Origin of the sequence: Cyclobacterium lianum, from assembly GCF_900143075.1 — a bacterium.
GTDB lineage: Bacteria > Bacteroidota > Bacteroidia > Cytophagales > Cyclobacteriaceae > Cyclobacterium > Cyclobacterium lianum.
Genome location: NZ_FRCY01000002.1, coordinates 92,531 through 117,345 on the forward strand (window position 1 = coordinate 92,531; position 24,815 = coordinate 117,345).

Annotated in this window: 22 protein-coding genes; 17 read left to right on the top strand and 5 right to left on the bottom strand. The window is 45.6% G+C overall.

What is annotated here, in order from left to right; all coding sequences use genetic code 11:
• Nucleotides 1-82 precede the first annotated feature (82 nt).
• Nucleotides 83-1,360 (top strand): serine--tRNA ligase, encoded by a 1,278-nt coding sequence (serS, locus tag BUB19_RS03030; protein ID WP_073091762.1) that lies wholly within the window; start codon nt 83-85, stop codon nt 1,358-1,360.
• Nucleotides 1,361-1,390: 30 nt separating this feature from the next.
• On the opposite strand, the gene BUB19_RS03035 is transcribed toward serS, so the two are convergent.
• On the bottom strand, nt 1,391-2,422 hold the full coding sequence (locus BUB19_RS03035; protein ID WP_084096927.1) for a dihydrodipicolinate synthase family protein: 1,032 nt from the start codon (nt 2,420-2,422) through the stop codon (nt 1,391-1,393).
• Nucleotides 2,423-2,601: 179 nt separating this feature from the next.
• Between BUB19_RS03035 and BUB19_RS03040 the strand changes: the two genes are divergently transcribed.
• The 15 genes from BUB19_RS03040 (at nt 2,602) to rodA (ending at nt 18,332) form a co-directional block, all read left to right on the top strand.
• Nucleotides 2,602-3,267: a heme exporter protein CcmB gene (locus BUB19_RS03040; RefSeq protein ID WP_073091765.1), complete on the top strand. Its 666-nt coding sequence runs from the start codon at nt 2,602-2,604 to the stop codon at nt 3,265-3,267.
• Nucleotides 3,268-3,508: 241 nt separating this feature from the next.
• On the top strand, nt 3,509-4,183 hold the full coding sequence (ccsA, locus tag BUB19_RS03045) for a cytochrome c biogenesis protein CcsA (RefSeq protein ID WP_073093130.1): 675 nt from the start codon (nt 3,509-3,511) through the stop codon (nt 4,181-4,183).
• Nucleotides 4,184-4,311: 128 nt separating this feature from the next.
• Nucleotides 4,312-4,554: a CcmD family protein gene (locus BUB19_RS03050; protein WP_073091768.1), complete on the top strand. Its 243-nt coding sequence runs from the start codon at nt 4,312-4,314 to the stop codon at nt 4,552-4,554.
• 11 nt (nt 4,555-4,565) lie between these two features.
• The gene (locus tag BUB19_RS03055) at nt 4,566-4,982 is read left to right on the top strand and encodes a cytochrome c maturation protein CcmE domain-containing protein (protein ID WP_073091771.1); all 417 of its coding nucleotides are present in this window, start codon (nt 4,566-4,568) and stop codon (nt 4,980-4,982) included.
• 37 nt (nt 4,983-5,019) lie between these two features.
• Entirely contained in the window at nt 5,020-7,548 is a 2,529-nt protein-coding gene (ccsA, locus tag BUB19_RS03060) for a cytochrome c biogenesis protein CcsA (RefSeq protein ID WP_073091774.1), read from the top strand.
• A gap of 113 nt (nt 7,549-7,661) precedes the next feature.
• On the top strand, nt 7,662-8,444 hold the full coding sequence (locus BUB19_RS03065; RefSeq protein ID WP_073091777.1) for a Rossmann-like and DUF2520 domain-containing protein: 783 nt from the start codon (nt 7,662-7,664) through the stop codon (nt 8,442-8,444).
• A 94-nt stretch (nt 8,445-8,538) separates the two neighbouring features.
• Entirely contained in the window at nt 8,539-9,411 is an 873-nt protein-coding gene (locus tag BUB19_RS03070) for a geranylgeranylglycerol-phosphate geranylgeranyltransferase (protein ID WP_073091780.1), read from the top strand.
• Between the two features lie 33 nt (nt 9,412-9,444).
• The gene (locus BUB19_RS03075) at nt 9,445-10,386 is read left to right on the top strand and encodes a glycoside hydrolase family protein (protein ID WP_073091784.1); all 942 of its coding nucleotides are present in this window, start codon (nt 9,445-9,447) and stop codon (nt 10,384-10,386) included.
• Between the two features lie 46 nt (nt 10,387-10,432).
• Nucleotides 10,433-10,990, top strand: coding sequence for a phosphoribosylglycinamide formyltransferase (gene purN, locus BUB19_RS03080; RefSeq protein WP_073091787.1), 558 nt, complete (start codon nt 10,433-10,435; stop codon nt 10,988-10,990).
• 132 nt (nt 10,991-11,122) lie between these two features.
• Nucleotides 11,123-12,649 carry a bifunctional phosphoribosylaminoimidazolecarboxamide formyltransferase/IMP cyclohydrolase gene (purH, locus tag BUB19_RS03085; RefSeq protein WP_073091790.1) on the top strand — a complete coding sequence of 509 codons (1,527 nt, stop codon included), beginning with the start codon at nt 11,123-11,125 and terminating at the stop codon, nt 12,647-12,649.
• Between the two features lie 223 nt (nt 12,650-12,872).
• Nucleotides 12,873-13,901, top strand: a complete 1,029-nt coding sequence (locus tag BUB19_RS03090; protein ID WP_073091793.1) for a rod shape-determining protein — start codon at nt 12,873-12,875, stop codon at nt 13,899-13,901.
• 7 nt (nt 13,902-13,908) lie between these two features.
• On the top strand, nt 13,909-14,736 hold the full coding sequence (gene mreC / locus BUB19_RS03095) for a rod shape-determining protein MreC (RefSeq protein WP_073091796.1): 828 nt from the start codon (nt 13,909-13,911) through the stop codon (nt 14,734-14,736).
• Entirely contained in the window at nt 14,733-15,254 is a 522-nt protein-coding gene (locus BUB19_RS03100; protein ID WP_073091799.1) for a rod shape-determining protein MreD, read from the top strand. The genes mreC and BUB19_RS03100 overlap by 4 nt, the downstream gene beginning before the upstream one ends.
• Nucleotides 15,255-17,057, top strand: coding sequence for a penicillin-binding protein 2 (gene mrdA / locus BUB19_RS03105; RefSeq protein ID WP_073091802.1), 1,803 nt, complete (start codon nt 15,255-15,257; stop codon nt 17,055-17,057).
• Nucleotides 17,058-18,332: a rod shape-determining protein RodA gene (gene rodA / locus BUB19_RS03110; protein WP_073091806.1), complete on the top strand. Its 1,275-nt coding sequence runs from the start codon at nt 17,058-17,060 to the stop codon at nt 18,330-18,332. It begins immediately after the preceding gene.
• A gap of 82 nt (nt 18,333-18,414) precedes the next feature.
• Here rodA and BUB19_RS03115 read toward each other — a convergent pair whose 3' ends face one another.
• From BUB19_RS03115 to BUB19_RS03125, 3 genes are read right to left on the bottom strand one after another with little or no spacing between them, the layout of a single operon-like run.
• Nucleotides 18,415-19,161, bottom strand: a complete 747-nt coding sequence (locus tag BUB19_RS03115; RefSeq protein ID WP_073091810.1) for an MIP/aquaporin family protein — start codon at nt 19,159-19,161, stop codon at nt 18,415-18,417.
• A gap of 4 nt (nt 19,162-19,165) precedes the next feature.
• On the bottom strand, nt 19,166-20,668 hold the full coding sequence (glpK, locus tag BUB19_RS03120) for a glycerol kinase GlpK (RefSeq protein WP_073091813.1): 1,503 nt from the start codon (nt 20,666-20,668) through the stop codon (nt 19,166-19,168).
• A 4-nt stretch (nt 20,669-20,672) separates the two neighbouring features.
• Entirely contained in the window at nt 20,673-22,238 is a 1,566-nt protein-coding gene (locus BUB19_RS03125) for a glycerol-3-phosphate dehydrogenase/oxidase (RefSeq protein ID WP_073091816.1), read from the bottom strand.
• A gap of 92 nt (nt 22,239-22,330) precedes the next feature.
• Here BUB19_RS03125 and BUB19_RS03130 point away from each other — a divergent pair, with 92 nt between their 5' ends.
• Nucleotides 22,331-23,092 (top strand): DeoR/GlpR family DNA-binding transcription regulator, encoded by a 762-nt coding sequence (locus BUB19_RS03130; protein ID WP_073091819.1) that lies wholly within the window; start codon nt 22,331-22,333, stop codon nt 23,090-23,092.
• A gap of 22 nt (nt 23,093-23,114) precedes the next feature.
• Here the strand turns inward: BUB19_RS03130 and BUB19_RS03135 are convergent, their stop codons facing one another.
• Complete coding sequence (locus BUB19_RS03135; RefSeq protein ID WP_073091822.1) at nt 23,115-24,785, bottom strand: mechanosensitive ion channel family protein; 1,671 nt, start codon at nt 24,783-24,785, stop codon at nt 23,115-23,117.
• Nucleotides 24,786-24,815 lie beyond the last annotated feature (30 nt).

Below are 24,815 nucleotides of genomic sequence, written 5' to 3' on the forward strand. Positions count from 1 at the left end.
TATCCCTGAATTCTACACATTGCCCAAAACATATTCCTTATCTTTGCATCCTTAATTTTGAAAAAAATAGCCCCAATCACATATGCTTCAGGTTAATCAGATAAGAGCGGATTTTGATCAGGCCTGCATAGGTCTGAAGAAAAGAAATCTGGAAAATCCGGAAGATTTGCTCCGACAGGTATTGCTACTGGATGACCAAAGGAAAAAAATCCAGATGGACCGGGATAATTTTCAGGCTGAATCCAATAACATGGCCAGAGAAATAGGCCAGTTGATGAGAACCGGAAAAAAGGATGAGGCTGAAAAAATCAAAGAAAAGACAGCTTCACTCAAAAGTAAGGTCAAATTGCTCGAGGAAGAGTACAACGAAGTCGAAAATACGCTCACACAACTGCTGTATACCATTCCCAATATCCCCCACCATTCGGTAAAGCCAGGAAACAGTGCGGAAGATAACGAGGAGGTATTGCAGCACGGCAGTCTTCCTGTACTTGACCATAAACATAAACTGCCCCATTGGGATTTGATTAAAAAATATGACATCGTCGATTTTGAATTGGGCGCAAAAATAACCGGTGCGGGCTTTCCCGTTTACAAGGGAAAAGGAGCCAAACTGCAGCGGGGACTGATCAATTTTTTTCTGGAGGAGGCCGAAAAGGCGGGCTATGAAGAAGTACAGCCGCCCATTTTGATCAACGAGGAGAGTGGATATGCCACCGGGCAGCTCCCTGACAAAGAGGGACAAATGTACCTTGCAGCCGAAGACGGGCTGTACCTGATACCCACCGCAGAGGTCCCCATCACGAATATGTACCGCAACGAGCTGCTTTCAGCGGCGGAACTTCCTAAAAAGAATGTGGGCTACACCCCTTGCTTCAGACGGGAAGCCGGCAGTTGGGGCGCGCATGTCCGGGGCTTGAATCGTTTGCACCAATTTGATAAAGTCGAAATCGTGCAAATCACCCACCCCGAACATTCCTATCAGACGCTAGATACCATGAGCCTGCATGTGCAAGGCCTGCTGCAAAAACTGGGGCTCCCCTTCCGTGTGCTTAGACTTTGTGGCGGAGACATGGGATTTACCGCTGCGCTCACATACGATCTGGAGGTGTTTTCTGCCGCCCAGGAAAGGTGGCTTGAGGTCAGTTCTGTAAGTAATTTTGAGACGTATCAATCTAATCGCCTGAAATTGCGTTTCAAAAATGAAAGCAAAAAGACGCTCCTCGCCCATACACTAAATGGCAGTGCGCTGGCTTTACCCAGGATCATTGCAGCGCTATTGGAAAACAATCAAAGCGAAAAAGGCATCAGAATGCCCGAGGTTTTGTTACCTTATCTTGGCTTTGAATGGATTTCCTGATCACCTGGAGTATGCTTTGAATAACAGATCTTAAATGCCCAGGCTTGTTTTCCAATTTTGAACTTCCGCGAAAGCAAGGTCAATTTGCTGACGCTGGTCATCGGTTAGCGGTTGCGTAGCCCGTCGGCTGACAAGTTCCAGGTTCAAACCGGATTTATTCAGAAAGTATCGGGAAGACAACTGGTAATTGACTGTTATCCTGGATTCCATCATCCGTACTTTCTCCTGAAGCCAATCTACTTCTGCTTTCTTTGCCGGATCATCCGCATATTGACAAAGCCAGGCAATTATTTCGGGATAGTAATTGCCTGCTATGGGAGATAAGCCTGCTCCGCCGGCACGTAAGGAGGCCACCGCACTTCCTATATGCGCATTGTAGAGGCCCAGCTCAGAGCCCTGCGACAAACGAAGCTTTTTGCGTATGTGGCCGATGTCTTCTGTAGTATCTTTGTGGTATACCAACCGACCGGAATTTAAAAGAAAATCCAATACATCCAAAGACAACACCCTTTTGTAGGGGTTTGGACATTCATAAGTCCCCAAAACCATGGCGGGCGTTTGTTCTAAAAAGGACTCCAACCTTCCTATCATGACATCATCGGCTTCATCCTCCTGTGCAAAATGGGAGGTAATCAATATGACGGCATCAACGCCTATGTCAACCAATTTTTGGGAAAATGCCACCATCTCGCCGATATTGTCACCGAAGGATCCGGTAGCAACTACCGGATACCGGCCATTTACACGCCTTACCACCGTTTCTGTCACTTTCAACCGTTCTTCCGGACTCAGGTCGTACATTTCACTACTCAGACAATTGGCAAAAAATCCCTTTGCTCCCGCCGCAAGGTAGTGATCCGTCAGCGATTCAAGGCCGCTATAGTCCACAGATTTGTTATTTTTGTAGGGAGTCAGCATCACTGGTACGAAAGATTTATCCGATTCCTTTGCGTGATTTTGCGCATTCAGTACTTTGCCCGGAGCTAATCCTGCTGCGAGACTCAGGGCAATTTTCTTCATGAAATTTCTTCTTGCAAACGTTTTGGTATTCCTGTGTTTCATTGGATGTGCAAATTTTTCTTTAACTGGAATAGTACACTACCCTCAGGGGCTGTACATACAACACCTCACATTAGGGTACCCGCTCATGACCAAAAAGGGCCAGTCTCTAAAGACTGGAAACGGAATAAATCCGCTATTTTTACTGACAAAAATTTTCTGTCTCCCTATATTTGCCAGCTATGAGGAAAGAAATTATCCTATTGATCAGAAAAGAAATGGTGCTGGAATGGCGCCAGAAATATGCTATCAATGGGATACTTCTTTATGTAATCAGCGCCGTTTTTATCACCTATCTCAGTATGGGTGTAGGTCAGGGCAATCTTTCCGTACCTGTTTGGAATGCCCTATACTGGATCATCATATTGTTTTCTGCCGTAAATGCAGTCGCAAAAAGCTTCGTTCAAGAACATCAGGCCAGGCAACTGTATTATTACATGATCGCCTCTCCGGAAGCAATCATCCTATCCAAAACCATCTACAACACCCTGCTTACGCTTATTTTGGCGGTTTTGGGTTACCTGGTGTTTGGAGTGGTATTTGGCAATCCGGTGGCTGACAAGCCTATGTTTATCCTCAACCTGTTACTGGGTGCCATGGGATTTTCTGCCTCACTAACTATGGTTTCGGCTATAGCTTCAAAGGCCGGAAATAACGGGACATTGATGGCGATTCTGAGTTTTCCGGTATTGATTCCCATCTTGTTGATGGCCATTCAGGTTTCTAAGAATGCTATCGACGGCCTGGACCGGGAAATCAATGTGGAAAAAATCGTCACGTTATTAGCGATAAATGCAATTGTGACGGCCTGCTCCTACATCCTTTTCCCTTACCTTTGGCGAAGTTGACAAGTGCCATCTCCTCCTTTGGATGGGACTTGCTACCTGTATATTACCGGTAAACAAATAAACGGGGAAATTATATTTTAATCCCTTTTTAAATCTTAATTTTGTACCCGGATTCAGGGTGTCGTTTGCCTACTCCAAACCTTTACCTCACCCCCAATTGCAAAGGCCAAAGGATGATCAATGGGTGTTTCAAACAAAGAATTTGATATTGCTGGCGGCTCCGGAAATAAAATCATCGCATATGAAAGCTTATTGGTGGAAAATTCTTGCCATCGCCTTACTGGCGTACACTGTAATAGCGGGTTTGCTGATCGATGTGCCCAGACTACCCATTCTGAATGAAACCATCAGGGCACTTTTCTTTCATGTCACCATGTGGTTTGGAATGATCCTGATGCTGGTGGTGGCCGTGTATTACGGCATAAGGCACCTTCGCACGGGAGAGCTGCAACATGACGATATGGCTGTAGAATTCACCAATTCGGCCATACTTTTCGGTGTGATCGGCATAAGTACAGGTATGGTTTGGGCCAAGTTTACCTGGGGTGATTACTGGACCAATGACCCAAAGCTAAATGCTTCTGCCATAGGTCTGTTGATGTATTTTGCTTACCTGGTACTGAGAAATTCCCTGACCGATGTATACCAGCGGGCCAAGATAAGCGCCGTGTACAGTATTTTCGCCTTTGCAGCCTTTATTCCCCTGATATTTATCCTCCCCAGGCTTACCGACAGTCTGCACCCGGGAAATGGCGGCAATCCCGGTTTTAACGCCTATGATATGGATAGTAATTTAAGAAAGGTCTTTTACCCGGCTATCCTGGGATGGACCCTGCTGGGTGCATGGATAAGCACCGTCAGGGTAAGGACCAGGCGCCTGGAGAGAAAAATGGAAGATAAATTAATCAATCTGTAACCAGAAATCCGGAAAGAGGCAGGAGGAAGATTATTTCTTATTTCAGATGCCGGCGAAGTCCTTTACTGACATCAAGACTTTCGAAGCAATTACGAAATTTGCCCTTAATAAAACCAAAATTTAAACATATGAAAAAATATATCGTCATCCTGCTTTTGCTGATTAGCTTTTCATTAAAGGCCCAGGATAAAATAGGCATAACAGATGCGGATTATCAAAACTCAGACGTACAAATGGCTGACGGAATGCGTTCAGAGGGTAAAATCTATGTCCTGGTCGCCATAATTGGAATTGTTTTGGGTGGAATTTTGGTTTATGTGATACAGACTGATAAAAAGATCAGCGGACTGGAAGAAAAATTTAAAAATTAAATTTTAAATAGATGAAAAGAGGACATATCATTGGCTTGGGTATCATAGGAGTGGCTATTATCATCATCATCACCTCTATAGGAGATGCCAGTACCTATGAAAGTTTTTCTACTGCAAAGTCCATGGCTGAAAATGGCAACACTGCAGCGATTCATGTAGTCGGAGAACTGAAAAAAGACCAAAACGGAGAGGTAGTGGGTATTGAAGTGGGAGAAGACAAAACCTCCTTTACTTTTAAGATGGTAGACAACGACGGTACGGAACAGCAGGTATACTACAATGAGCCGGTGCCGGCAGACTTTATCCGGTCCGAGCAAGTGGTGGTAATCGGCACCTATAAAACAGCAGAGATGTTTGTTGCTGACAAAATTCTCATGAAGTGCCCCTCGAAATATCAGGAAACGGATGTCAAAACAACTTCATCTTGAAGTATCAGTCTCCGGTCACCAATAAAAGAACGTCAACATGATGAATACCTTTGTGGGTAGCTTGGGCCACTTTATGGTAGTTCTGGCTTTTGTCAGTGCACTTGTGTCAGCCCTGTCCTACTTCTATTACACAAGAGCTAGTGAACTGGAAAAACCTTCCTGGAAAAATTTCAGCAGGATAACCTTTTACATTCATGGCTTTGCTTCGGTCTCCATTGCCATCTGCTTGTTTGAGATCATTTATAACCACCGCTTCGAATATTTTTACGCCTATTCGCATTCCTCCACGGGACTCCCTGTACATTACATGATCTCCAGTTTCTGGGAAGGGCAGGAAGGAGCATTCATCCTATGGATATTCTGGAATGTGGTCCTGGGGTTTGTGGTGATCCATACCAATAAATTCTGGGAGGGCCCTGTGATGTTGGTTTTTACCCTGGTCCAGGCTTTTCTGGTATCCATGATTCTAGGAGTAGTGATTGGAGACCTCAAGATCGGTAGCTCACCTTTTATGTTGCTTCGCGACATTTCAGAAGCTCCAATATTCCAAATCAATCCTGAATTTGTTCCGGAAGATGGCACAGGGCTAAACCCTCTGCTACAAAATATATGGATGGTGATTCATCCACCTACATTGTTTCTGGGCTATGCATCCACACTGGTACCTTTTGCCTTTCTGATGGCGGGACTGGGTATGAAACGGTACTCAGAATGGATACGCCCCGCATTGCCCTGGGCGATTTTCTCGGCAATGATTCTGGGAATGGGGATTATCATGGGGGCTTACTGGGCCTACGTAACGCTTAACTTTGGCGGGTACTGGAACTGGGATCCGGTAGAAAACGCTGTATACGTCCCCTGGCTCGTCATGGTGGCTGCCATTCATACCATGATCACTTTCAAGAAAAGTTCAACCGCATTAAAAACTTCTATCGTACTGGTGATCAGTTCATTTTTACTGGTGCTCTATGCGACTTTCCTGGTAAGAAGCGGCGTTTTGGGAGATTCCTCCGTCCATTCCTTTACCGACCTGGGGCTTTCCGGTCAATTATTGATCTATATGTTTTTCTTCCTTGCGGTCGCCCTTGTGCTGGCAGTCAGAGAATGGAAAAATATCCCGACTTCTGAAAGGGAAGCCTCAGTTTATTCCAGAGAGTTCTGGATATTTATTGGCGCCACTACCCTGGGATTGATGGCTTTTCAGGTCATCATCCCTACATCCATCCCTGTGTACAACGCCATTATTGAGAGTTTCGGCGGCCTTTCCAACCTTGCACCTCCGGCAGATCAAATCGGGTTTTACACCAAGTTTCAATTGTGGTTTGCAGTGGCTCTTGCCTTGCTTACCGGAATCGGACAATTTTTCTGGTGGAACAAGATGGATAAAAACGACCTTAAAAATGCGCTGGTAATGCCCTACATCATTTCCATGGTTCTGGCAGCCATTGTCATCACCGTAGGAAAGGTTTATGATGTCACTTATATCGTTATCGTACTGGCCGGAGCATTCACCATCGTGGCCAATAGCACCATTTTGATCAAGCTGCTGAAAAAGAAGACATTTAAGCTGGCAGGAGGATCTCTGGCGCATATCGGTCTGGGAATGATATTGATTGGAGTGATGTTTTCCTCCGGCTATTCCGACACCATCTCCATCAACATGTCCGGACTCACCTACAAAAAGGATTGGGAGGATGAATTGAACAAAGAAAACGTGCTGCTGTGGATCAATAAGCCCCTGCAAATGAAAGACTATGAAGTGATATACCGGGGCAGGTACAAAAAAGTAGCCGGGGTCCCGGGATACGTCAAGGCTGATGCCTTGGAGGAGACAGGTGAGGTAAACGAGGCGATAGCATTGGAACCCATCGAATCCAAGGGTCAATTATACCATCAAAAAGGTGACACTGTAGATTTGGTTTTGCAGGAGAATTCATATTTCAAGGTAGAGTACTATCAGGAAGATGACTTGAAATTTACGCTATTCCCCATGTCCCAGCCAAATCCAACCATGGGACTGATATCCTCGCCCGATTCCAAAAGGTATCTTTCCAGAGATCTGTATACCCACGTCTCGGCAATCAATGATTATGAGGAGCCTGAATGGAAAGAGGATAAGTTTATCGATGCCGCCCCCGGTGAACAGTTTTTTATCAATGATTTTGTCACCCAATTTGAGGGAGCAGAGGTGGTGAACGAAGTGGACGGTATGACACTGGAAGAAGGTGACATCGCTGTAAAGGCCCAACTTACCATTATGGATTATGATGTAGAGAAGAAGCTCTCTCCGATTTTCCTCATCCGAGGCAATCAGGTAGGCAAGGTCGTGGATATTGACAACGACCTGGGCATCAAAGTGGAGGTAGATAATATTGTACCGGAGGAGAATAAATTTATCTTCAAGGTAAATACTTATCAGAAGGACTATGTAGTGATGAAAGCCGCGGTCAAGCCCATGATCAACTTGCTCTGGCTTGGCACCATCATCATGTTGATTGGGTTTACAGTTGCCATCTTCCGGCGATTTGACGAATTCCAGAAAATGAAAAAGAAGGGGCTGGAGTAAGCCACTGTCCCGTGCCTTAAAATTATTAAATAACCCCTGATTATTTAGGGGTTATTTTTTTATTTTTCGGTTTGGATTCAGAAACGGAAAAGTAGAAACCAATAAGCCAACCCATGAAATTCGAAATCGCTATCCTCGGCACCGGAAACGTAGCCTGGCATTTGTCCTCTGCACTTGAAAATGCCGGTCACGTGATTACAGAAATATATGGCAGGGATTTGGGGAAAGCGGAAAAAATTGCTGCCAGACTCTATGGTACGGAAGCCAGGGATCACCTGGATTTTACAGAAAGCCCTGCAAATCTTTACATATTGGCTGTCAGTGATCAGGCTATAGCCGGGCTGGCCGAATCCATCATTCTGCCGGAGGAAAGTATCCTGGTGCATACCAGCGGCAACGTGTCATTGGATATCCTTTCCTACAGCTCTGCCGATTATACGGGCATACTGTATCCCCTGCAAAGTTTTACCAGAGGCCGCGAAATTGGATTTGAGGAAGTCCCATTCCTATTGGAAACAGTGGAACCTCAAACCATGAAAATACTGCAGTCAATCTGCCGGAGCATGTCTTCACCTTTTTATGCAGTACCCTCCAATGAACGAAAAGCAATTCATGTGGCGGCCGTATTTGCTGCCAATTTCACCAATCACCTGATAGGCCTTTCGGAGCAGATTATTCACCAGCATGGCCTGGACTTTGACATGCTAAAACCACTAATAGTCGAGCAGATCAACAAGACCTTGCAAATGGGGGCTACAAGGGCGCAAACAGGTCCTGCCATCAGAGAGGATTACGAAACGCTTGAAGATCACCACGACTTTTTACAATACAATGTGCAGTTGGCCGAGATATACCGGTTAATTTCCCAGAACATCATTGATTCCAACCAAAGTTAAGAATTGATTCACAATTGATTATAAATACAAACCTCCGGTATTTTTTATTTACAAACAATATCCGAATTTGAGTCCTTTGTCGTTATTTTGTAGCATGAAGAACCAAAAGGCATCTCCAACTTTTACACTTAGTGCATTCCTGAAAATTATCCGGCCTGGCAATTTACTTTTGGTCGCCTTTGCCCAGTTGATGACAGCATTTTTCCTGGTAGGCAGCAGCAAAACCGGAACTCCGGTATTGCTGGATTATCACCTGTACCTCCTGATTATTTCGACGGTTATACTTACTGCCTCCGGCTACATGATCAATGATTATTACGATGTAAAAATAGACTATGTCAACCGGCCAGATGCCGTGGTAGTAGGCAGGGGAATGAAACGAAGGATGGTCATGATATTGCATACCATCATGAACATTCTGGGCATTTTGATAGGGATCCTCGTGCACCCGAAGGTTGGCGCCATTACCTTTATTGCAGCCTTTTTGTTATGGCTATACAGCAATTCACTCAAAAGGCTCCCCTTTATCGGCAACCTTACGGTGGCGTCCCTCACCGGTCTGGCCATCTGGATCGTAGGCATTTACTATCAAAAGTCAGAATTGCTGATCCTGACCTATGCTATTTTTGCCTTTTTTATCAACCTGATCAGGGAAATCCTGAAAGACATTGAAGACCGGAATGGCGACCGAAAACACGGCTGCAGGACCCTACCCATCGTTCTGGGTTTTAGAAAAACCAAAAACATCATTTTCATCATTGCTATCCTATTCGTTGCTGCCATACTCTTTGTCACGTTCAAAATCAATGAACCCCTGCTATTCCTTTATTTTGGTCTACTGAGTATTTTCTTTATTGTTTTTATGGTCAAAATTTACCGGGCGGATAGGAAATCTCATTTTACCGAGTTGAGTACCTTTTCCAAAGTTCTGATGTTAACGGGAATAATGAGTATGGGCTTTCTGTAAAGGAATGTTTAAAAAAATGGTGTATATTTAAATATGAGAAATTATTTCACCTGTATTTGTGTTCTTTTATGCTGCATTTATCTCATCTCCTGTAGTCCCCAAAGCAATGACGCTGCGCAGACTGAAGACAACAAATCCCCGCGCTTTCCCTCTGAAATCAGGGAGTTTGTACCCCAGGGTAAAAACCCGGTTTTTGCAGGTACCGGAGAGGCTACATGGGACAAGATGATCCGGGAAAGGGGTTATATCTTGAAAGAAACCGACGGATTTCACATGTGGTATACCGGATTTGACGGCTATCATGACAGCACCCAACTTAAACTGGGTTATGCATTTTCTGAAGATGGCTTTCAGTGGACCAGGCACGAAAACAATCCCATTTTTGCCGAAAGCTGGGTGGAAGACATGATGGTATGGAAACAGGAGGACACCTATTACATGTTTGCAGAAGGCCGGGGAGACATTGCCAAAATGCTCATTTCCACAGATAAAATTCACTGGGTAAACCGGGGAAACCTTGATATACGGCAGGCTGACGGCTCCCCATTGAGCGAAGGCCCCTACGGAACACCAACCGTCTGGGTTGAGGATGGTACCTGGTACCTGTTTTACGAACGGAACGATCAGGGCATCTGGCTGGCCACTTCCAGGGATCTGAAAGTGTGGACCAACGTTTCCGATGATCCCGTTATTACTATGGGACCGGAAGAGTACGATCAATATGGCCTGGCCGTGAACCAGATAATCAAGTATCAGGATCGCTATTATGCCTATTACCACGGTACATCTCTGGAAGACTGGAGCGATTGGACCATGAATATGGCAATATCTGAGGACCTGGTGCATTGGACCAAATATGAAAACAACCCCATTATGGGCGATAACAAATCCAGTGGCATTACGGTACACGATGGGCAGCGTTTCAGATTTTACACCATGCACCCGGAAGTAGTAGTCCATTTCCCTGCCGAATAGGAATTGATTTTGTATTTTTACGGCAACATCAATAATGTGTTGCCTCTTGAAAAATCTTGCTATTCTTGCCTCCGGAAGCGGTACCAATGCGGAAAAAATAATGGAGTATTTTCAGCAATCCTCAAAAGCAAGGGTGGTGCTGGTAGCTTCAAACAAAAAAGATGCTTACGTTTTAGAAAGGGCAAAAAAATATAATGTGCCCGGCATTGTCTTTTCCAAAGCAGAAATGGAAAATGGGCGGTTGGAAGAATCTTTGCGCAAGCACCGGACAGATATTATCATCCTGGCGGGGTTTCTCCTGCAGGTACCTGGCAGACTGATAAAAGCTTTTCCCGATAAAATTATCAATATCCATCCCGCCTTGCTGCCCAAATATGGAGGTAAAGGCATGTATGGCAGACACGTCCATCAGGCCGTAAAGGATTCAGGCGATAGTGAAACCGGAATTACCATTCATTTGGTCAACGAAAACTATGATGAGGGTAAAATTATCTTTCAGGCAGCGGTCTCCATCGAAAAGGGCGACAGCCCGGAGCAGATTGCCCAAAAAGTGCATGCGCTGGAGCACAAATACTATCCAAATGTGATCGAAAGCCTGATTTAATGCACTGATTTTCCTAACTTTGCCCACGCGGCAGAAAGCAATAAAACGATCACCAAATCATTTACGGACTCGTTGGTAATTTTTAATGGAATGGATGGCCAATGAGAAAACAATTATAAAAAAATAAGCGCAATGGCTGAAAAGAAAATACAATCTGCATTGATATCGGTCTATTACAAGGATAATCTTGAACCCATCATTAAGCTCTTAAAAGACCAGGGAGTGACCATTTACTCAACAGGTGGCACACAAAAATTTATAGAGGAGCAGGGAGCGGAAGTTATTCCCGTGGAAGAACTTACCGGATACCCTTCTATATTTGGAGGAAGGGTAAAAACCCTCCACCCTAAAGTCTTTGGTGGCATCCTGCACCGCAGGTCGAATGATGAAGACGTATCGCAAGCCGAATCATATGATATTCCAGCGATAGACCTGGTGATTGTGGACCTCTACCCTTTTGAAGAGACGGTCGCTTCAGGAGCGCCGGAAGCAGATATTATCGAGAAAATTGATATTGGGGGTATTGCGCTGATCAGGGCGGCAGCCAAAAATTTTGAAGATGTCACCATCATAGCTTCCAGAGCAGCCTATGGTACCCTAGAAGAGAAGCTGCAGGCTCAAAACGGAACACTCACGAGCAAAGACCGCCGGTATTTTGCCGCTCAGGCATTTCATGTATCTTCTCATTACGATGCGCAAATTTTCAATTATTTCAACAAGGAAGAGAAAATACCCGCATTAAAGATCAGCGAGGGGCAGACTAAAGCCCTGAGGTATGGGGAAAACCCCCATCAAAATGCGCATTTTTATGGAGACCTGACTGCGCTTTTTGACCAATTGAATGGAAAGGAATTGTCTTACAATAATCTGGTGGACGTTGATGCTGCGGTATCTCTGATCGCTGAATTTACGGATGAGGTAGCCTTTGCCATCTTGAAACATACCAATGCCTGTGGAGCGGCTACCGGAAAAACCGTAAAAGAAGCCTACGAAAAAGCTTTTGCGGCCGACACCGTTTCTGCATTTGGAGGTGTGCTGATCACAAATACCAAAGTGGATCTTCAGGCGGCCGAAGCCATGCAAGGACTCTTTTTTGAAGTACTTATCGCCCCGGATTTTGAGGCCGATGCCCTACAGCTTTTGAAGGGAAAAAAGAACCGAATTCTTTTGCGTCAGAAAATGAACCTGACCGGTACTGTACAGGTCAAAACCTTATTGAACGGCTACGTGGCTCAGGACAAAGACCTGCATACAGAAGACAAGTCGGCATTTAAACTGGCTACCAAAAAAGCACCTACCGCGGAGGAGGAAGAAGCCCTGTTGTTTGCATTGAAAATATGCAAGCATACCAAATCCAATACAATAGTGCTGAGCAACAAAGACCAGCTATTCTCAAGCGGCGTGGGGCAGACCAGCCGTGTGGACGCATTGAAGCAGGCCATAGAAAAGGCCAAAAACTTTGGCTTTGACCTGAAAGGAGCCGTGATGGCCTCCGATGCATTTTTCCCCTTTCCCGATTGCGTGGAAATCGCAGGTCAGGAAGGTATCAGTGCGGTAGTACAGCCGGGAGGTTCGATCAAGGATAAGGACAGTATCGACTATTGTGATGCCCACGGCATGGCCATGGTCATGACCGGAATCAGGCATTTTAAACACTGATCTCCAGTATCCCGGGGCTCTGTATCGCCTCCGAAGCAGGGCGGTCTTTAAGTCATATTATAGATGTTTCCGAAAAAGAGAAAGGCATAGAAATTGAGGACGACAGACATTTATTGAATAAAACGAAAATAAGATAATATTTTTGCAGACACCCGTTCTATTTACGGGCCGGATTATGCTAACTTTAAAAAAACAATAATCATTTAATTTAGAAAAGACCGAGATGGGATTATTTGACTTTTTTTCCAGTGACATTGCCATTGATTTAGGCACGGCCAATACGCTGATCATACATAAAGAAAAAATAGTAGTGGATGAACCGTCCATTATTGCCATAGATAAAACAAACAATAAAGTGCTGGCGGTAGGCCGGGAGGCAATGAACATGCATGAAAAAACGCATGAGAACATCAAGACCATCCGGCCCTTGAAGGATGGTGTCATTGCTGATTTTTATGCTGCCGAGCAGATGATCCGGGGAATGATCAAAATGATACCCGGACACAACAAGGGGATGTTTCCTCAGTCCCACCGGATGGTGATCTGTATTCCTTCCGGCATCACCGAGGTGGAAAAAAGAGCGGTAAGGGATTCTGCAGAACACGCCGGTGGAAAAGAGGTGTATATGATCTACGAACCCATAGCGGCAGCAATTGGTATCGGAATAGACATAGAAAAACCCATGGGGTCCATGATTGTGGATATCGGCGGTGGCACTACCGAAATCGCACTGATTGCATTGTCAGGCATAGTGGCTGATCAGTCCATACGGGTGGCCGGGGATACCTTTACCAAGGACATTCTGGATTACATGCGGAGGCAGCACAACCTCCTTATCGGAGAAAGGTCTGCAGAGAAGGTTAAGATTGCCATCGGTTCTGCCCTCACCGAGCTGGATGATGCGCCGGAAGACTATGAAATTCGCGGAAGGGATCTGATGACCGGTATTCCGAAAGTGATCAAAGTTTCGTACTCGGAGATCGCATTTGCACTGGACAAGTCGGTATCGAAGATCGAGGAGGCAGTTTTAAAAGCACTCGAAATTGCCCCACCCGAACTTTCCGCAGACATCTACGACAACGGCATACACCTTACGGGCGGAGGGGCCCTGCTAAAAGGTTTGGACCGGAGATTGCACCAGAAAACCAAGCTCCCCATACACATAGCCGAGGATCCGCTCAGGGCTGTAGTGAGAGGTACCGGAAATGCTTTAAAGAACATCAATCATTTTAGAACAGTACTCATGACATAAATGCAGGATGCAGCAAATATTTTTATTTTTATACAGACTGAGGGCATTTCTTCTTTTTATTGCCCTGGAGTTGTTGGCAGTGGGGATAATATTCACGCACAATTCACCGCAAGGAGCCGTTTTCTTTAACAGCAGCAACAAGCTGGTGGGAAACATGCTGTACGTCAAAAATAATTTTTTATCCTATTTTTCCCTTTACTCGACCAACCAGGCCTTGGCGGAGAAGAATGCTGAATTGCTGAATCAACTGGATCAGCTAAGCCCTGTATTGGACAGTGCCACTTTATCCGTAGACAGTGTATTGGCCAATAATTTTGAGTTTTGGTCTGCCCGGGTCATCAACAATTCCATTCACCTCAACCAAAATTACATCACCCTGAATAAGGGACGCAGAGACGGTATTGTGCCGGGGATGGGTGTTTTTAACGAGCAGGGAGTTGTGGGAAGGGTAAAAGGTACCAGCAACAATTACGCTACAGTCATCTCCCTGTTAAACACAGACTTGTTGATTTCTTCAAAAATCAGGGAGACGGAAGTATTTGGATCTTTAAAATGGGACGGACTCCATTCAAATGAAGCAAAATTGCTGTACGTGCCCCGACACGTGAAGATTGATCCCGGGCAGGAAATTGTCACCTCCGGCTACAATGCCGTTTTCCCGGAAGGCATCCCAATAGGGAGGGTCAAATCCGCAAATCCCGGAACGGAAACCAATTACCTGGACATCAGCGTAACTCTCAGCGTAAACTTTAGCAATTTAAAGTTCATTTATCTGGTGAAAAATGATTCCAGGGAGGAATTGGATAGTTTAGAAATGGAAACAGTAGGGCCATGACTACGGGCAAGATTTTAAAATACAGTTTAGGGTTTGTGATTTACTTCCTTATACAGGTGTTTATCCTGAAGGACCTGGTCCTTTTCGGATATGCGTTTAGTTTTTTGTACGTCTTTTTTATCCTTGGCCTGCCTCACGAGATGCCTGCCATTCCAATCATGCTCATCGGTTTTTTCATGGGCATACTCATTGACCTTTTTTATGACAGTCTTGGAATGCATGCAGCCAGCGCTGTTTTACTGGGTTTTTTACGAAACCCCTGGATTCAGGTGAATACACCGACCGGCGGATATGATGACAATGTACCACCGACCTTACTGAATATGGGCATGGGATGGTATCTGTTTTACAGCATCCCGCTAATTTTGATTCACCATCTTTTGTTTTTTTATATTGATATTTTAGGAACGGAGTTATACCTTCCTTTCGTTATCAGGGTAGCTGGTAGTTTGGCATTTACATTTATTTTAGGAATTATCGTGCAGGCTGTATTTTATAAAAAAGAAAGGGTAATATAAATGTATACGGGTAGGTCTATGGTCGTCGCGGTCAGCATCGGGCTGATCGCTTTTGTACTCCTGGGAAAGCTATTCCTGATACAGGTGACAGACGACAGTTATTTGCGAAAGGCGGAAAGGAATGCAATTCAAAGAGTGGTAGACCATCCCTACCGGGGCCTGGTGTATGACCGGAATAACTCGCTGATGGTGTTTAATGATCCGGTATTCGATCTTATGGTAATTCCCAGGGAATTTTCTCTCGAAGATACCAGCAGATTTTGCGATCTTTTTGACATAGAAAAAGAGAAGCTTATTGAGGCTTTCAATGCTGCTAAAAATTATTCCTGGGTCAAGCCTTCCCCATTGATCAAACAGATTTCAAAAGAGGAGTTTGGAAGGGTACAGGACTTCCTGATTGATTACCGGGGATTGTTTGTCATGACCCGCTCTGTGAGGGCCTATCCAAGGTCTGCTGCCTCCAGTACTTTGGGGTATATTGGCGAAATCAATGCTTCCCAACTAAACCGGGACAGCAGCCAATATTATGTACAAGGGGATTATGTAGGACTGAGCGGCATAGAGGATTATTATGAACCAGAACTCAGAGGCAGAAAAGGTGTAAAGTATAAACTGGTCAATGTACGTGGGATCGAAAAGGGCGCCTTCAAAAATGGTGACCTGGATACTTTATCCGTTCCCGGTGAAAACCTGCAGGCTACCATTGATCTGAATTTACAGGTTTATGGAGAAAAGCTCATGCAAGGCAAACGGGGATCTGTAGTGGCCATAGAGCCAGAGACCGGAGAGATCCTGACCATGATTTCGGCTCCCGTATACGACCCCAACATTCTTACCGGTGCCAAATTTGGCGAAAATTACCAAGCGCTGAACAAGGACCCCGACAAACCGCTTTTCAACCGGCCGATCATGGCCATGTACCCCCCGGGGTCCATCTTTAAAATCGTACAGTCACTTATTGGCATGCAGGAAGGGATATTGACAGCCAAAACCACTTTCCCCTGTAACAGAGCCCTGGTCAATTGCCACAACCATCCCACACCTGTCAATCTCTTCGGCGCTATCCGAAACTCCTGTAATCCTTACTATCACCAGGCTTTCAGACAGGTAATCAACCGGGAGGTTTCTTCCAACACATATAAAGACACCCAGATCGGCCTGGATCAATGGCGGGAATCGGTACTAAAATTTGGTCTGGGTAATAGATTGGGTATAGACATGCATGGGGAAAAATCCGGATCCATTCCCTCCAGCGAATTGTACGACCGGATATATGGGGAGGGGCGATGGAAATATTCCACCATCTATTCCCTTTCGATCGGGCAGGGGGAAATGCTGGTCACTCCGCTCCAAATGGCCAATTTAGCGGCGATTTTTGCCAACAAAGGATATTATTACACGCCACACCTGATCAAGGCCATTGATGGAGACCCATCCAGAATTCCGGAAAAATTCAGAACCAAAAACGAAACCGGCATCGATGCGGCCCATTTTGAACTGATACAGGATGCCATGGCTGCCGCGCTCTACGGTACGGCCGCCAGAGCCATTATGGAAGACATTGAAATTGCAGGCAAGACCGGCACCGCACAAAATCCTGCCGGAGAGGACCATTCGGTATTTATTGCTTTTGCACCTAAGGAAGATCCCAAAATCGCCATAGCAGTATATGTGGAAAATGCAGGCTGGGGAGGCCGGGCAGCAGCCAGCACCGCAAGCCTCCTGATAGAAAAATACCTTGCCGGAAGCATCAGCCGGCCGGAACTGGAAGAATATGTGTTAAAGGGGGAATTCATATACTAATTGAGACAGAAAGACACATATTTTCACAAAATCGATTGGGTGGCCATCGGACTATATTTTGCCCTGGTATTTATCGGATGGATCAATATTTATGCGGCAGTTTATGACGAACAAAATGCGACATCGATCTTTGATTTTTCAATCAATTCGGGAAAGCAACTGATATGGATCGGTACGGCCATTTTGCTCATCACCCTTATCATGGTTGCAGATTACCGGCTTTTTCAAAATCTGAGCATGATCCTGTACATCCTCTTTGTGATCATACTGCTCCTCACTCCCTTTATAGGTAAGGAGATAAACGGGCAACGGGCCTGGTTTGAACTGGGAATATTCCGGCTACAACCCGCTGAGTTTACCAAATTTGCTACCGCACTGGCCCTGGCAAAACTAATGGAAAATCCGACTTTTGACCTGTCAAAATTTACTCATCAGCTAAAAGCTCTGGGTATCATAGCGCTGCCGGTAGCACTGATCATGCTTCAGCCAGACACCGGTACGGCAATGGTGTACAGTTCATTTTTTATCATGCTGTATCGGGAAGGGATGCCTCAAAAGTACTATGTTTTTGCATTGAGCCTGGTGGGACTCTCCATTTTTACGCTGCTCATTACCAATAATTGGTACCTTTATGGAGGCATCGGAGTACTCATCTTGCTTCTGATCCTGATCAGTAAAAAAAGCTGGAAAAACATCGCCGGGATTTTACTGCTCGGAATATTGATGTTAGCATACGCCTATAGCCTTGATTTTGTAGTGGAAAAACTCCCGCCCCATCAACAAAACCGAATCATGGTATTGTTTGATCCCGATGTAGACCCACTGGGAGTGGGTTGGAATGTGACCCAGTCCAAGATCGCCATCGGATCCGGTGGCCTATTTGGAAAAGGTTACCTGGAAGGCACACAAACCAAATTCGATTTTGTACCGGAGCAGCATACCGACTTTATTTTTTGCACCTTGGGAGAAGAGTTTGGCTGGGTCGGCAGTCTGATCATGATCTCACTATTTGTATTGTTGCTCCTTCGCCTTGTTTTTTTAGCGGAAAGGCAAAAAACACGATTTTCGAGGATTTACGGATATTGTGTGATCGGTCTCTTGTTTTTCCATTTTTCCATCAATATTGCGATGACCGTTGGATTGTTTCCGGTCGTAGGTATTCCCCTACCGTTTTTTAGCTACGGTGGTTCTTCGCTCTGGTCGTTTACCATTCTTTTGTTTATCTTCATCAAGCTGGATGCTCACCGTATACAGATCCTGGGCCGGAGCTATTGAGCCCCGCCCGATATAGATCTTTTCCTCAAATCATACACTCCGACTGTTTACCCATTTTAGAAACAGCAGCGACTTCCTGACTTTACACCATTCCCCCTACCCCCAAAAGCAGGTAAATTCCAGCAGCTATGGCCGCACCAAGAATCGGACCCACGATAGGTACCCAACTGTAGGCCCAGTCCGAAGGACCTTTACCTTTGATAGGTAAAATCTGGTGCATAATTCTGGGACCAAGGTCCCTGGCTGGGTTAATGGCATAACCGGTGGTGCCACCAAGAGAAAGTCCGATCACCCAAACCAAAAAGGCTACCGGAAGGGCTCCCAGAGAGCCCAGACCTATGGGTGTTCCTGCCTCGTCATGCAACATGGGACCTGTAGAATAGAGAATCACAATGATCAAAACGGAAGTACCTACTATCTCGGAAAAAAGATTAGATGACAGGTTTCGGATGGCAGGAGCAGTTCCAAAAGGGGCAAATTTCAGATCCGGATCATCAGTGGCATCAAAGTGGTCTTTGTATACCAGCCAGGCAATGCCGGAACCAAACATGGCACCCAATACCTGTGCAACAATATACTTTGGTACCAGCGCCCAGGCGAAATCCCCTGCAACAGCCAAACCAACGGTTACAGCAGGATTCAAATGGGCACCGCTGTACGGTCCGGCAACCACGACGCCTATAAATACGCCCAAAGCCCATGCGGTGGTGATGACGATCCATCCCGAGTCAAAACCCTTTGTTTTGTTAAGTACAACGTTAGCGACTACTCCGGAACCCATCGCCAGGAGCAGCGAGGTTCCGACAAATTCAGCAACAAATACATTCATACAATCAATCTTTTAACCAATTTAAGGATCTGTCTACTGCCTTGTGCCAGTATTTGAGGTTTTCCTCCATTTGTTTCTTCTCCTTTGAGGGTTTGAAAGATTCATCGGCTTTCCACAAAGCCCTGATCTCGTTCAGATCTTTCCAGAATCCTACTGCCAGTCCGGCCAGGTAAGCGGCACCCAAAGCTGTGGTCTCGATAATGGCTGGTCGCTTAATTTCACACTGGTTCAAATCGGCCTGAAACTGCATCAAAAAATCATTTGCAGTAGCGCCCCCGTCAACTCTCATCTCCATGGTGTCTTCGCCCGCATCCTTCTCCATGGCCTTTAATACATCATAGACCTGATAGGCAATGGCCTCCAATCCTGCCCGGATCAAATGGGCTCTGCCGGTACCCCTGGTGATGCCAAAAAATGAACCCCTTGCGTCCTGATCCCAGTAGGGAGCCCCCAGCCCGGTGAGGGCAGGCACAAAATAAACCCCACCATTGTCTTCAAGACCGGAGGCCATTTTCTCACTTTCTTTGGCATCGTTTATTATCGAAATGCCATCCCTTAACCACTGAATGGCTGCTCCGCCGATAAACACGCTACCCTCCAGCGCATAATTGACCTCGTTACCAATTTGCCAGGCAACGGTGGTAAGCAATTGATTGTTTGATTTCACCGGCTTGCCTCCAGTATTCATCACCAGGAAACATCCCGTCCCATACGTTGTTTTGGCCATGCCCGGGTCGGTGCACAACTGGCCAAAGAGCGCTGCCTGCTGGTCACCTGCAATCCCGGCTATCGGAATTTTGGCTGACAATAAATCGCCTGAGGTCGTACCATATTCTTCACTGCTGGATTTCACAGTAGGTAATAATTCCTTGGGGATATCCAAAAGCTCCAGCAAATCCTGATCCCACTGCTTTTCATGAATATTATAAAGCATGGTCCTGCTGGCGTTTGTGATGTCCGTAATGTGTACCTTGCCTGCAGTCATTTTCCAAACCAGCCAACTATCTACGGTACCGAAACATAACTCGCCCTTCTCTGCCCTCTCCCTGGCTCCTTCGACATTCTCCAGTATCCACCTGATTTTCGTACCTGAAAAGTATGCATCGATGATGAGTCCTGTTTTGTCACCCACCATATCGGCGTGTCCCTTTTCTTTCAGGCTGTTGCAATATGCGGCTGTGCGCCGGTCTTGCCAGACGATGGCATTGTAAACGGGCTCTCCGGTACTTCTGTCCCAGACAATCGTCGTTTCCCGTTGATTGGTTATCCCTATTCCGGCTATCTGGTGGGCACTGATATTGGCTCGGGTGATCGCCTCTGTAGCCACCGATGCCTGAGAGGTCCAAATCTCAACAGGATCATGTTCTACCCAGCCCGATTGGGGAAAAATCTGTTCAAAATCCTTCTGGGCTGAAGAGACGATTTCTCCTTTTTTATTAAAAATGATCGCTCTGGAACTGGTGGTTCCCTGATCCAAGGACATTAGAAATTGCTTATTTTGTTGCATGGGTTTATTGATGAATTAAATATTTCTTAGCTAATTTATAAAAATCTTCCAGTTCCTTCCTTATCCAGTCCTCATCTTTTGAAAGTTCCTCAGCCATGAGCGCAGCTACTTTTGGTGCCATGTGCATGGCGGCTTTGGCATCCAGAAGCAGCACACGAGATCTCCTGGATAAAAAATCCTCGATTTTCTGAGCCATCTCTTCTCTCACCGCCCAGACTACTTCTGCGCCGGTATAGGGATAAGGTTCCAGCAGAGGATGGGCCCAATCAGGATTTTGCTGTTGAAGTGCCCTGATCCTGGCAGCATCGGATCCATACCACCTCAGATGGCCGTTCTCCTGAGAAATCGTGTAGCCATGTAGTTTCTTTTCTGCCGATTTACTAGGGATTTTCGGGATGCCATGAATTTTAAAATGTGCATCCACCGTGTCTTCTCCCATTTTTCTAAAAGTGGTCCACTTACCCCCGGTGATCGTTATCAATTTGCTGTCGGAGATGATCACTTTGTGGCTCCTGGAAATTTCCTTCGTTTTGGTACTCCCCTCCTTTGGTGCTGCCAGTGGTCTCAATCCCGCAAAAACCGACAGTACATCCGCTCTGGTTGGGGCAGACGCCAAATAGTTGCCAGCAGTTTCGAGAATAAAATCGATTTCAGAAGACAGCGGCTGGGGCTCCATTTTAGGCTTCTTCCGGATAGTATCTGTAGTGCCCAAAACCAATTTTCCCTGCCAGGGAACAGCAAAAAGGACCCGGCCATCTGAAGTGCTGGGAATCATCAGCGCATCCTTTCCCCCTAAAAAACGCTGATCAACTACCAGGTGTACTCCCTGACTGGGCTGAATCATCTTTCCAGCATCTGGATTATCCAGTTGCAATATCTTATCTGCAAAGACACCTGTCGCGTTGACCACCGTTTTGGCACTGATCTTAATATTTTTCTTACCCGGCAAATCTCTGAATTCCAATCCGTTTATCAAACCGCTTTCATCTTTACAAAGTTGATTTACCTTGGCATAATTCAGCAGACAGCCTCCCATTTCGTCACAGGTTTTGGCAATTATTACCGCTAACCTCGCGTCATCAAACTGCCCATCATGATACACAACCCCTCCTTTGAGTCCCTCTCTGCGTATCTGAGGCATTTTCTTTACGGTTTCTTCCCTGGAGATAAACCTGGATTTGCCCAGTCTCAGACTACCGGCCATCCAATCGTATATTTTCAATCCTACAGTGTATTTCAGTCGATCAAAAAATGTATACAAGGGAATGATAAATGGCTGATTTACCGTTAGGTGAGGGGCATTTTTCAATAACCTTCCTCTCTCCTTCAAGGCCTCCAGCACCAGTCCTACCTCCCCCTGGGCCAGGTACCGAACCCCGCCGTGGACGAGCTTGGTACTTCGACTGGAAGTACCTTTGGCAAAGTCAGCTTTTTCCAGCAACAACACCTTCAGCCCTCTCGAAAGTGCATCAAGTGCTACTCCAAGACCAGAAGCACCTCCCCCTATTACCGCCAGATCCCAAACCGTAGTATCCTGAGTCGCCCTTGCTAAATTATCTTTTCTTTTCATTTAAGTGTTTTTACCCCACTAAAGTAATATAAAAAGAAATAAAAAGAAACGAATAGAAATTTTATTATCTTTATTGAGTAAATGTTTAGCAGATGGTAATTGCAGAGAGACACAAGTATATCCTGGATCAGCTTAAATCAGCCGGTTATGTCAGTGTAGCAGCACTGAGCAAGGCCATGAACGTTACCATGGTAACAGTGAGAAAAGACCTGAAAATCCTGGAAGACAAAGGCTTGCTCTTCCGTTCGCATGGCAGTGCTACGCCAGTGGCGCCGTATGTAATGGATAAGCCTGTAGACGAAAAACAATGGGTACAGGTAGAACAAAAAAGAGCTATTGCCCAACAAGCGATCAAGCTCCTGAAACAGGAGGATGCCATTATCATCGGATCCGGAACTACCGTCCTTGCATTTGCCCAGGCAATTCCCCGGGACCTTTCCCTTACCGTGCTGACCGGCGCCTTGAATGTGAGCATCGCTTTGCTGGACCTGCACAAAGCCGAGATCGTGCAACTCGGCGGAGTAGTGAGGCAAAGCAGCAGCTCGGTAGTCGGCCACTTTGCCGAATCCATGATCAATCAATTTGCATGCAGCAAGCTGTTTATCAGTGTAGACGGCATAGATGCCGAGTTTGGCCTCACCACATCAAATATGATGGAAGCACACCTCAACAGTACCATGATTCGTTCCGTACAGAAGACAATAGTGCTTGCCGACAGCAGTAAGTTTGGCAAAAAAAGCTTCGGGAAAATCGCCAATATCGAGGATGTGGATACCATCATCTCAGACCGGTCTCTCTCCCGCCATTATGTCAACCTATTGGAAGATAAGGGTGTGGAAGTAATGCTGGTGTAGTAGTACCAGTCACATTCTGAAATCAGGATGATTGTTCACCCTGAATCTCATCTTTGATAAACTGATCAAGTCTGTTTTGATAGGCCATTTTCCCGTCTTGATAAATCGGAGTAAACCCTTTCTTTTCCGGAAAGGTCTCCATGTGCAATGTTTGGGTGGGAAAAGCAAACCTTACTTCAAGTTTATTGGCCAGACGAATGGCCGCCAGGATCAGGTCCTCTCGTGCTTTTAGTTCCTCCGGCCAGGTGGGCACTTCAAAAAATACGTAAAACATGATGTCCAGGCTGTATGCCGACAGGTTATTCAGGTAAATATTGTAATAATCCTTTCTGGTTTTGGGATGCTGCTGCACTATTCTTTTCAGCCCTTCTACAAAAACTTCTATCAGCTCAGGCGGTGTGTCATAGGTGATGGTAATCGTACTGTAAAACCTCCTGTATTGCCGTAAACCATGGTTGTCTACGGTCGCGTCCGCAATTTTACCATTTGGAATGTACATCAGCGAATTTCTAAAGGTTCTGACCCGCGTAGAACGGAAGCCAACCTCCTCTACGGTACCATCTACCTCGCCACTGGTGATCCAGTCGCCTACCTGGAAAGGCTTGTCGATAAATATCATTACAGAGCCAAAAAAGTTTTTTATGGTGTCCTGTGCTGCCAGGGCAAAAGCAAGCCCCCCTATAGATAGCCCGGTAAGGAAAGGGACGATGTCTATTCTCAATCCATACTTTAGTATAAACAAAGATCCGATAACGATCACAAAGGCCTTTAGGGTTTTGCGTACCAGAGGGACCAATTGATCGTCCAGGGTAGAGGCTGTTTTATCTGCCATTCGCTCCATATAGCCCGAGAAGACATCGACCAGCTTGTAAAAGATAATTGTGACGATAAATGGCTTAATGGCATTTAGGAGCAGGGAAATCCAGGAAACAAGATAAATGGGCAACTGAAGAACCCGGATAAAAATGTCAAGAACCAAAACAATCAGATAGATGCTGACGATTCTGGCTACCGGCAGCAGGTACTGTTTGGCAATTCTCTTGTATCCAGACCTGATCAAGACATAATACAGGCCCCTGTCTACCAAAAAAGTAAAGAGCTTGTGACTGGCAAAAACCAATAAAATCAGGAAGAAAATGCCTACAAGTTGCCATAAGTGCAGACCAAAATAAACCTGATTGCCAATTTTGGGCAATAAATTCAACAATTTATCTGTACCAAAAGGATATGTCTCTTTGTGGAGTATCTTGATGTTTTGAACGGTGGCGGCAGAAAATTTCCATCGCTCGCCGACCTTTTCCAGGTATACGGAAGGCAGCATGATCTCATCGAAAACGTATATCTGTCGACCCTTCCGCACGGAGTCTCTGTAATTGGGGTTATTGGGGACTTCATTTATTCTTACATATACTCCATTGCCATCAAAAATCTGCTTGAGCATAACGGCCAGGGCTTCGGCATTCTGGCCCTGACTGCCCTCCATATTTAAGGCCTCCGCTGCAATAGATGGGTTGTAATCCGCTTCGTTGAGGTTATAAAAAAAGGTAAAGGTAGTATGGTAGGGAGAACTAAAATTCTCATGATCCGCAGTATCCAGCCCCGACAAGGGGTCTAATCCCAATACCTGTCCAGTCAACGGCCGGACAAGTAAAACAAATGCTACAAAAACCCCTGTTTTTAATCCAATTTTCATTACCTGTTGTTTAACAGTTATAACTCATTT

Coding starts and splice junctions, on each gene's coding strand:
- BUB19_RS03065 (WP_073091777.1), top strand. CDS start 7,662: ATGAAATTCGAAATCGCTATCCTCGGCACCGGAAACGTAGCCTGGCAT.
- mreC (WP_073091796.1), top strand. CDS start 13,909: ATGCAGCAAATATTTTTATTTTTATACAGACTGAGGGCATTTCTTCTT.
- BUB19_RS03100 (WP_073091799.1), top strand. CDS start 14,733: ATGACTACGGGCAAGATTTTAAAATACAGTTTAGGGTTTGTGATTTAC.
- BUB19_RS03135 (WP_073091822.1), bottom strand. CDS start 24,785: ATGAAAATTGGATTAAAAACAGGGGTTTTTGTAGCATTTGTTTTACTT.
- BUB19_RS03115 (WP_073091810.1), bottom strand. CDS start 19,161: ATGAATGTATTTGTTGCTGAATTTGTCGGAACCTCGCTGCTCCTGGCG.
- purH (WP_073091790.1), top strand. CDS start 11,123: ATGGCTGAAAAGAAAATACAATCTGCATTGATATCGGTCTATTACAAG.
- BUB19_RS03050 (WP_073091768.1), top strand. CDS start 4,312: ATGAAAAAATATATCGTCATCCTGCTTTTGCTGATTAGCTTTTCATTA.
- BUB19_RS03090 (WP_073091793.1), top strand. CDS start 12,873: ATGGGATTATTTGACTTTTTTTCCAGTGACATTGCCATTGATTTAGGC.
- ccsA (WP_073093130.1), top strand. CDS start 3,509: ATGAAAGCTTATTGGTGGAAAATTCTTGCCATCGCCTTACTGGCGTAC.
- mrdA (WP_073091802.1), top strand. CDS start 15,255: ATGTATACGGGTAGGTCTATGGTCGTCGCGGTCAGCATCGGGCTGATC.
- BUB19_RS03130 (WP_073091819.1), top strand. CDS start 22,331: ATGGTAATTGCAGAGAGACACAAGTATATCCTGGATCAGCTTAAATCA.
- BUB19_RS03040 (WP_073091765.1), top strand. CDS start 2,602: ATGAGGAAAGAAATTATCCTATTGATCAGAAAAGAAATGGTGCTGGAA.
- BUB19_RS03055 (WP_073091771.1), top strand. CDS start 4,566: ATGAAAAGAGGACATATCATTGGCTTGGGTATCATAGGAGTGGCTATT.
- BUB19_RS03070 (WP_073091780.1), top strand. CDS start 8,539: ATGAAGAACCAAAAGGCATCTCCAACTTTTACACTTAGTGCATTCCTG.
- BUB19_RS03125 (WP_073091816.1), bottom strand. CDS start 22,238: ATGAAAAGAAAAGATAATTTAGCAAGGGCGACTCAGGATACTACGGTT.
- ccsA (WP_073091774.1), top strand. CDS start 5,020: ATGATGAATACCTTTGTGGGTAGCTTGGGCCACTTTATGGTAGTTCTG.
- glpK (WP_073091813.1), bottom strand. CDS start 20,668: ATGCAACAAAATAAGCAATTTCTAATGTCCTTGGATCAGGGAACCACC.
- serS (WP_073091762.1), top strand. CDS start 83: ATGCTTCAGGTTAATCAGATAAGAGCGGATTTTGATCAGGCCTGCATA.
- BUB19_RS03035 (WP_084096927.1), bottom strand. CDS start 2,422: ATGAAACACAGGAATACCAAAACGTTTGCAAGAAGAAATTTCATGAAG.
- BUB19_RS03075 (WP_073091784.1), top strand. CDS start 9,445: ATGAGAAATTATTTCACCTGTATTTGTGTTCTTTTATGCTGCATTTAT.